The sequence below is a fragment of the Maribacter sp. 4G9 genome, from assembly GCF_002742265.1.
GTDB lineage: Bacteria > Bacteroidota > Bacteroidia > Flavobacteriales > Flavobacteriaceae > Maribacter.
The window spans coordinates 1-1,816 of sequence record NZ_MDGL01000099.1 but is presented as its reverse complement, the minus strand read 5'-3'; the positions used below and the strand labels follow the sequence as shown (position 1 = coordinate 1,816).

The following is a 1,816-nucleotide window of genomic DNA, read 5'->3' as shown; positions in this document are numbered from 1 at the left end:
CGTTCTGCTCAAGGCGGTCCGGGGTCAATATCTTTGGTACCGATAATGAAATGAAGTAGGATTCATGCCTGAGAAGAACGCCTGCCCCGACGTTCGGGTTGAACCGCCCGTCGATGTTCATCAAAGAGGCATCCTGCATGATGCCATAGGTCAACAGACCATCGGTATTGGCATCGTAGGAAGTAAAGCCCCCCTTTAACCCAAAATAGAGATTATGACTCTCGCTCAATTTTAATTTATAGGATATATCCAATGCTATCGCCGTTTGGTTTTCTATAAAGGTTTTGTCGTTGATGACCGAAAGGCCGATGCCCACATTTTTCCCCAATGGAGTTCCAAAGACAAAACTCTGTGTTTCGGGAGCTCCTTGTACACCTGACCACTGACTTCGCAGGTTCATACCGAAATTAGTGGTTTCTTCCGCACCTGCAAAGGCGGGGTTGATCAGGTTCATGTTGAATCGATAAAAGGTGTAATTAGGATCTTGTTGCGCTGATATCCGGCCAACGGCAAGTACTGTAAAAACGATAATAAATCGGTATATATGATTGGTCTTCATTTACGTATTTTTAGTATTAATAGTTGATAAATATCCATCCCTGAATAGGTGCGCTACCATTGCCCAAGTCGATTACGTACAGATAAGATCCCGGGGGTAACAAATCTGAATTGGAACTGTAGTTACCTCGCCAGTCGTTGCGATAGTTGAGAGCCGAAAAGACCTCATGGCCGTACCGGTTGTACACCGTGACCCTTGTATTAGAATAGTTATCGATACCGGGTATCACCCAACTGTCGTTGACCCCGTCGCCGTTAGGCGTAAATGCTTCTGCGGGTCTTAAGACCGGTTCATCGTTGGTCGGGAAATCATCCTGTACATCTATAACCCCATCGTTGTCATCGTCGTTATCAGCGTTATCCCCCGTTCCATCCGCGTCCGAGTCGGTATCCTCATTTTCATCCAATGGGAAATCGTCTTCCTCGTCGGTCGTACCATCATTATCATCATCTTCATCCGAGTTGTCCCCAGTGCCGTCACCATCTGTATCGGTATCCTCATCTTCATCCAATGGAAAATCATCTTCATCGTCAGGGACACCGTCATTGTCGTCATCGTCGTCAGCTGAGTCGGGAATACCATCATTGTCGGTGTCGGTCGAATCGTTCGGCTCGCTGTCCTCGGAATCGGGAATACCGTCGTTGTCATCATCGGTATCGGCATTGTCCCCTGTACCGTCTCCATCGAAATCGGTATCCTCATCCCCGTCCAACGGAAAGTCATCGTCCGCATCCGGTGTACCGTCATTGTCATCATCGGTGTCTTCATTGTCTCCCGTGCCATCGCCATCCGAATCGGTATCCTCTTCGTCATTCAAGGGGAAGTCATCGTCCGTGTCGGGCGTACCGTCATTATCGTCATCGGTATCGGCATTGTCCCCTGTGCCATCGCCATCCGTATCCGTATCCTCTTCGTTATCCAAGGGGAAGTCATCTTCAGTATCCGGTGTGCCGTCATCATCATCATCGGTGTCTTCATTGTCTCCCGTGCCATCGCCATCCGTATCCGTATCCTCTTCGTCATTCAAGGGGAAGTCGTCGTCAGTATCGGGCGTACCGTCATTATCGTCATCGGTATCCGCGTTATCACCCGTTCCGTCACCATCGGTATCGGTATCTTCTTCATCATCCAATGGGAAGTCGTCATCCGCATCTGGAGTACCGTCGTTGTCGTCATCGGTATCTGCGTTATCACCCGTGCCGTCACCATCGGTATCGGTATCTTCTTCATCATCCAATGGGAAGTCGTCATCCGCAT

Annotated in this window: 2 protein-coding genes; both read right to left on the bottom strand. The window is 49.1% G+C overall.

All coding sequences use genetic code 11. From position 1 onward, the window contains the following. On the bottom strand, positions 1–559 hold a 559-nt coding region (locus tag BFP75_RS10850), incomplete at its 3' end, for a PorP/SprF family type IX secretion system membrane protein (RefSeq protein ID WP_123803401.1). Between the two features lie 16 nt (positions 560–575). Next, positions 576–1,816: gliding motility-associated C-terminal domain-containing protein (locus tag BFP75_RS10845; RefSeq protein WP_165776584.1), on the bottom strand; the 1,241-nt coding region annotated here is incomplete at its 5' end.